This is a genomic window from Rhodococcus sp. P3_B8 (assembly GCF_056402775.1).
Genome location: NZ_JBFUGT010000354.1, coordinates 1 through 6,189, shown reverse-complemented (window position 1 = coordinate 6,189; position 6,189 = coordinate 1). Strand labels below are relative to the sequence as shown.

At 64.4% G+C, this 6,189-nt stretch carries 6 protein-coding genes and 2 pseudogenes; 4 read left to right on the top strand and 4 right to left on the bottom strand.

All coding sequences use genetic code 11. The features are described from left to right. The 4 genes and pseudogenes from mhpB to AC1D1G_RS40050 form a co-directional block, all read left to right on the top strand. Positions 1–182: pseudogene (gene mhpB / locus AC1D1G_RS40065) on the top strand (3-carboxyethylcatechol 2,3-dioxygenase); the annotation flags it as partial. 53 nt (positions 183–235) lie between these two features. Next, on the top strand, positions 236–1,093 hold the full coding sequence (locus AC1D1G_RS40060) for an alpha/beta fold hydrolase (RefSeq protein WP_477956365.1): 858 nt from the start codon (positions 236–238) through the stop codon (positions 1,091–1,093). Positions 1,094–1,190: 97 nt separating this feature from the next. Continuing rightward, entirely contained in the window at positions 1,191–2,678 is a 1,488-nt protein-coding gene (locus tag AC1D1G_RS40055; RefSeq protein ID WP_477956364.1) for a 4-hydroxyphenylacetate 3-hydroxylase family protein, read from the top strand. Further along, positions 2,675–3,232 carry a flavin reductase family protein gene (locus tag AC1D1G_RS40050; protein ID WP_477956363.1) on the top strand — a complete coding sequence of 186 codons (558 nt, stop codon included), beginning with the start codon at positions 2,675–2,677 and terminating at the stop codon, positions 3,230–3,232. The genes AC1D1G_RS40055 and AC1D1G_RS40050 overlap by 4 nt, the downstream gene beginning before the upstream one ends. Positions 3,233–3,550: 318 nt before the next feature. Here the strand turns inward: AC1D1G_RS40050 and AC1D1G_RS40045 are convergent, their stop codons facing one another. From AC1D1G_RS40045 to AC1D1G_RS40030, 4 genes and pseudogenes are all read right to left on the bottom strand, one after another. Beyond that, a complete protein-coding gene (locus tag AC1D1G_RS40045; protein ID WP_477956362.1) occupies positions 3,551–3,688 on the bottom strand; it encodes a WhiB family transcriptional regulator in 138 nt (45 codons plus the stop codon). A 135-nt stretch (positions 3,689–3,823) separates the two neighbouring features. Next, positions 3,824–4,930, bottom strand: coding sequence for an alcohol dehydrogenase catalytic domain-containing protein (locus tag AC1D1G_RS40040; RefSeq protein WP_477956361.1), 1,107 nt, complete (start codon positions 4,928–4,930; stop codon positions 3,824–3,826). Positions 4,931–5,045: 115 nt separating this feature from the next. Then, complete coding sequence (locus AC1D1G_RS40035; RefSeq protein ID WP_477956360.1) at positions 5,046–5,666, bottom strand: cysteine hydrolase family protein; 621 nt, start codon at positions 5,664–5,666, stop codon at positions 5,046–5,048. Between the two features lie 27 nt (positions 5,667–5,693). After that, positions 5,694–6,189, bottom strand: a pseudogene (locus tag AC1D1G_RS40030) (LLM class flavin-dependent oxidoreductase); the annotation flags it as partial.

Here is a 6,189-nt window from a genome sequence, read left to right as displayed (position 1 = left end):
GGGGAAATGACTGGTTCGTCGAGAACGCGGGCCATTCTTCCCACGAGGTCCGCACGTGGATCGCGGCGTTCGCCGCACTGTCCGCGGCCGGCACCTACCAGGTGCGGTCGAGTTTCTACCGGGCGATCCCCGAGTGGATCGCCGGATTCGCCGTGGCCACGGCGGCACCAACTCGCGCATGAGCCCTATCCGTTTCCAGCAAATCAAATCGATTTTCGCGTAAGGAGTTTCACCTATGAGCATCGGCACCTCGGTATGGACGTCGTTTCCCGGACTCGACTTCACCGTGAAATACGTACAGGTCGGTCGGTGGCGTACCAGAGTCCTCGAATCCGGGCACGGGCCCCAGACTCTGATCCTGATGGCCGGAACCGGTGGCCATCTCGAGGCGTACTCACGCAACCTCGCCGCCTTTGCCGAACACTACCGCGTCGTCGCCTTCGACTACCCCGGCCACGGGTACACCACGCTGGCCGACAGCAATCTCGAAATGGTGGATTACATCGAGCATTTGGTTGCCCTGATGGATGCCTTGGGCATCGAGAAGGCGCACCTGAACGGCGAGTCCCTCGGTGGTTGGATCGCCGTGAAGTTCGCAGCAGCCCACCCCGATCGGGTCGGCAAACTGGTGTTGAACACTCCGGGTGGGACGATGTCCACCCCCGAGGTGATGGAACGTATCCGCAGCCTGTCCCAGGCAGCCGCAGACGATCCCACGCCGGAACGGGTACGAGCACGCCTCGAGTGGTTGATGGCCGACAACAGCCGGGTGACCGACGAATTGGTGGAGATCAGGCGCGGAATCTACTCGCGGCCGGGCTTCAGCGACTCGATGCGGCACATCCTGTGCTTGCAGGACCCGGAGATTCGACTGTGGAACCGAATTTCAGACGAAGAATTCGCCGMCGTGCCGCACGGGGCGCTCGTCGTCTGGACCAGTGACGACCCTTCCGGACCGGCGGGGGCGGGCATCGAGATGGCCTCGAAGATCGCCGACGGACGATTCGAACTGATCACCGACGCCGGGCACTGGCCGCAGTGGGAACAGTACGACCAGTTCAACAAGATGGTGCTCGCATTCCTGGCCGAATAGCCCTGCCCCGAAAAGTTTTTCAACACCCTGTTACGCACTACCCGCACGACCGCAGCGCTTGTCCCACAACAAGATGCTCACGACGAAGGAAACAATCATGGCAATTCGCACCGGCGCCGAGTACAAGGCACGACTTCAAAACACTCCTCGCGAGGTCTGGATCAACGGCGAACGCGTCACCGATGTCACCCAGCACCCCTCACTGCGCCTACCCATCGAGCAGATCGCAAATCTCTACGACATGCAGCACGACCCCGAGTACTCCGATGTCCTGGTCCGGCCAGGACCGAACGGCCCGGTCGGTACCGCATTCGTCCCCCCGCGCTCGTACCAGGATCTGGTCGACCGACGGAAGGCATTCACCCTCTGGTCCGAGGCGACACTCGGCCTGAYGGGCCGCTCCCCCGACTTCATGAACACCACGCTGATGGCCTTCGCCGACGAACCGGGCGTGTTCCATCGGCTGGGACAGCGTTTCGCCGACAATGTCCAACGCTACTTCGAGTACGTGCGCGACAACGACCTGTTCATGACTCACGCACTCATCACACCCCAGACGGATCGTTCGAAGAGTTCCGCTGAGCAGGAGGACGAGTTCCTCCACATGGGTGTGGTACGGGAAACGCCCGAAGGTCTGGTAGTGCGCGGGGCGCGCATGCTGGCCACCTTCGCTCCGATGGCCGACGAGATGGTGATCTACAACCTGCCGAGTCTTCGCGCCGGCGACGAGAAGCACGCGGCGGTCTTCGCGATTCCGATCGAGACCCCGGGCCTGCGTCTGATCACCCGCGAACCCCATGACGACGGAAGCCGAAACCGATTCGATCATCCGCTGTCCACCCGCTTCGACGAGGCGGACTCGCTGGTGGTGTTCGACGATGTCCTCGTTCCATGGGACCGAGTCTTCCTCTACGGCGATGTGTCGTTGGTCAATGCGATGTACATCGAAACCAGCCTCCGTCAGCACACCGGTCATCAGACCGGCGTGCGCGGGTTGGTCAAGATGCAGTTCGCGCTCGGCGTCGCGATGAAGCTCGCCCAGTCGGTGAAGATCGATTCCTTCCTGCATGTACAACAGAAGCTGGGAGAAGCCATCGCAGCGACCGAGATCTGCCGGGCGCTGATCAACACGGCCGAAACGGAGTTCGAGCTGTCCAACAGCGGGACCGCACGACCGAAGTTCGATGCACTGCAGACGTTGCGCATGCACCTGTCCGCCACCTACCCGAAGGTGATGGAGATCCTGCAGACCCTGGGAGCGGGCGGTCTGCTGATGATGCCGTCCGCGGCCGACTTCGCCTCCCCCATCGCCGACGACATCGACAAGTACTTCAAGGGCGCCGACGGGCTCGCCGCAGTGGACCGAGTCCGCCTCTACAAGCTTGCATGGGACCTGTGCGGCGACGGTTTCGGGCAGCGAGCACTGCAATACGAACGCTACTACGCCGGCGACCCCGTTCGACTGCTGGCAAACAACTACACCGTCTACGACAAGTCCAATTCGTTCCGGCTCGTCGAGCGGGCGCTCGAGCTGGCCGGGGACCCCGTGTCCGCCGTCGCAGAGCAGCAGGGTGCCCTGTTATGAGCACCGCGGAAATCGACAGTGCAATCAGTGGCGCGCAATTACGGGACGCCGTAGGACGATTCGCGTCCGGGGTGACAGTGGTGACAGCACTCGGCGAAGACGGCGCGCCGATCGGTTGCACCGTCAGCGCATTCTCCTCGGTGTCCCTCGATCCGCCCCTGGTGCTGGTGTGCATCGACAACGGCCGGTTCATGCACCGCGCCCTCACCACCGGCGTCGGCTTCGTGATCAACATCTTGGCCGCCGACCAGGCCGATCTGGCGATGTCGTTCGCGCGGCCCGCCGCCGACAAGTTCACCGGCGTCCCCTTCCATCGCGGACGGGGAGGCGTCCCGCTGCTGGACGGGGCGCTCGCACACCTGCAATGCGATCGGTACGCGGTCCTCGACGGCGGCGACCACGCGATCGTGCTCGGACGAGTCATGACCGTGGGAACCGCCGCCGGGGAGCCGCTTCTCTACAGTCAGGGAGCCTTCCTCGATATCAATCGAGACGAATGGGACCGTGCCGTGGAGCGCGCTCCTCACGAATGGCTTCTGTCCGCACCTTGGTGACGGACGTCGTGCACGGACTGGGACCTACGCAATGAGGCCCCGTCCGTSCACGACCCAGCGCTGCGTCCCGCATGGGGACGATGCGCCCACTTGTCCAATGACAACTCCTGGCACCGCAACTGATCGACCAAGCAAAGTCCGTCGTAGAACAACAGCGGGTTAGTGCGACCCACCGGAAGACCGTTTGTGTCTGGGCGAGCGCGGCAGCGGGCTTCTTCAGCGGCTCCGACAACCACTCACTCAGGACGCTGAGACCGGCGATCATGGCGTGAAGGATGAGAATCGGCATGTGTACTCCGGTTTGTCAGAGGGTTCGCTCTACGCCTCGGCGCCGCATCTGCTGGTTTTGCCGGCACGGCCCTGGACGAGTACGTGGTCGCGGTCTTCCTCGGACATCCCGCCCCAGATGCCGAAGGGTTCTCCGGCGGTGAGCGCGTAGTCGCGGCACGCCTGCATTCAACCGCCAGTTCGCCCCCTGTGTAGGTAGTTCCTGGTGATTTACGGTTCGAAAGGCCCGCATCGTTGCACTCCAGCAGAGAGGGTCGGTACCCCGCCCCGTTACTGCTGGGGTGCGGGGTACCGACCGCGAGATCAGGGGACGCTGATGAAGTTGGTGAAGCCGCCGTGGCGGGCGGGCAGATCAGCGAGTGCTTCGTTGATCTTCTCGAGCGGGAAGCTGTGGTGCTCGAACACCGAGAGATCGAGGACACCGGCACCAGCGAGATCGGCCATGTCCTGGGCCTCTGCGGTGGAGAACCAGAGACTGCCGAGGACGCTGACCTGCGAGCACATCATGGAGAACATGTCCAGCGCGGGTCGTTCCATCATGCCGCCGACGTCGACCGCGACGCCGCCCCGGCGGAGCGCGGTGACGGCGTCGAGGAACGATTCTGCCGGTGCGCCGGGGCCGAGCGAGTCGATCACGACGTCGACGCCCTCGCCGTCATTGTGCTCGCGCACCCAGCTGCGCAATTCGCCCTCGCCGGCGGGGAGGACATGGATGCGGTCAGGGGCGATGGATCGGACGTCTTCTAGCAGGTCGGCGTTGCGGCCGGTTCCGAAGATGCGGCTCGCGCCGAGTGCGAGGGCGCTCAGGCAGGTGCCCAGTCCCAGGGTGCCGGAGATGCCGTCGATCAGGACGGTCGAGCCGGGGCCGACTCCGGCCTTGCGCAGCGCAGAGTAACCGGTGCCGAGGTAGCCGAATCGGGCGCCTTCCTCGTAGCTGACGGAGTCGGGCAGCTTGACCAGATTGCGTTGCGGCGCAGTCAGGTATTCGCCGAGTCCGCCGTAGGGGTAGGCGTCGAAGATTTGCTGGCCGTCGGCACCGAAGGAGAAGTAGCCCATGAAGGTGTATTTGTCGCAGTTCTGGTCTTCGCCCTGCCGGCAGGCGCGGCAGCCGCCGCAGGAGATTCCCGGGTTGACGTAGACGCGGTCGCCGACGGCGATGTCGGTGACGTGGCTGCCGACGGCGGCGACGACGCCGGCGGAGTCGAGTCCGAAGATCGCGGGCAGCTTCGGAAGCGGCAGGTAGGGGAACCATTCGCTGTAGGTGGCAAGCACGTTGCTCAGGTTCGGAACCACGTTGCAGGCCTTGACCTGTACCAGCACATCGGTGGGCCGCGGCTCGGGGATCGGGAGTTCCTCGATCTTCATCGGCTGGTTGATCTCGTGGAGGCGGGCGACGCGCATGGTCTTCATGTACGAAAACTCCTGAAGGTGAGGGTTGTTCGGGGTGGAAGAAAGTGATTATGGGTACGGCGAACCCTGGTGCGGCGGTATGGAAGCGGCCGCACCAGTGCCCGGGAGGGTGTTGTCAGGCGGGGGTACCGGTGACTGCCTCGGGCAGGGCGGTGCGGACCTCGTCGACGGTGGTGATCTCGGCGAGCAGGCCGAGGGAGTTGATGCTCGCCTCGTGTGCTTCGGGGGTGRCCGCCGAGCAGGCGTCTTCGACGATGACCGTTCGGTAGCCGAGATCGCTTGCCACACGGGCTGTTCCCTCGACAGAGGCGTTGGTGGCCACACCGGCGAAGAGCAGGGTGGTGATGCCCCTGCCCCGGAGGGTGGCGTCGAGGTCGGTGCCGGCGAAGCCGCCGACTCGCTGATGGGTGAGCACGATGTCACCGTCACCCGGGGCGAGGGGTTCGACGATCTCGGCGAGTTCGCTTCCGTCCTTGAGGCATCCGGCCTGAGCGACGATTCCCAGTAGCGGCGAATTCACCTCGAGGTCGGAGAAGTCCGGCTTCCATGCGACCCGGGTGTAGACCACGGGGGCGCCGGCTTCGCGGGCTGCGGCGATGAGCGCGGCGATCTGGTCGATGACGCGGCGTTCGCTCACCTGCTGGTGGAAGAAGTCGGCGAAGGCGCCGGCGGGGCCGACGATGTCACCCTGGCAGTGGACTGCCACAACGGCGGTGGTGCGGGGGTCGAGTTCCATCAATAGCTCCTGATTCGGGATGCGGGTTTACGCGTGGGCGAGGATCGAGTGTCCGATGTTGTCGATGTCACGGGCCGCCGTGAAGGGGTTGGACAAGAACACCTGGAGGATGTCCACACCGGCTTGGCGCATCAGGGCAGCCTTGTCCCGCAGTTGGCCGGGGGATCCGTAGAGGCACCAGTAGTCGACGAGTTCCTTGGTGATAATCGGGCGGTGCCGAGGGTCGAGTCCGCGCAGGTACTTCGCCCAGACGTCGAGGTAGTGCGGCTGGTCTGGGGCCTTCGGGTCACCGAGGTATTGCTGGGCAGCGGTGAGGGAGGCGTCGACGATGGAGTCGCCGAGTTCGTCGCGGTGCTGGTCCATCAGGCCGGCGTTGGTGATGCACGAGCTGATGGGGCCGGAGCCGAAGCCGTTGGTCACACCGTCTTCCCAGGTCTCACCGTTCTCGAGTTGGTAGAACCAGGACAGGGAGACGAGTTTGACCGAACCGGGAGCTCGGCCGGCGTCGGCGACCGCTTTGTCG

Bases quoted from the DNA above. Each gene is read 5' to 3' on its own strand.
- AC1D1G_RS40045 (WP_477956362.1), bottom strand. From the start codon at position 3,688: ATGCAGGCGTGCCGCGACTACGCGCTCACCGCCGGAGAACCCTTCGGC.
- AC1D1G_RS40040 (WP_477956361.1), bottom strand. From the start codon at position 4,930: ATGAAGACCATGCGCGTCGCCCGCCTCCACGAGATCAACCAGCCGATG.
- AC1D1G_RS40050 (WP_477956363.1), top strand. From the start codon at position 2,675: ATGAGCACCGCGGAAATCGACAGTGCAATCAGTGGCGCGCAATTACGG.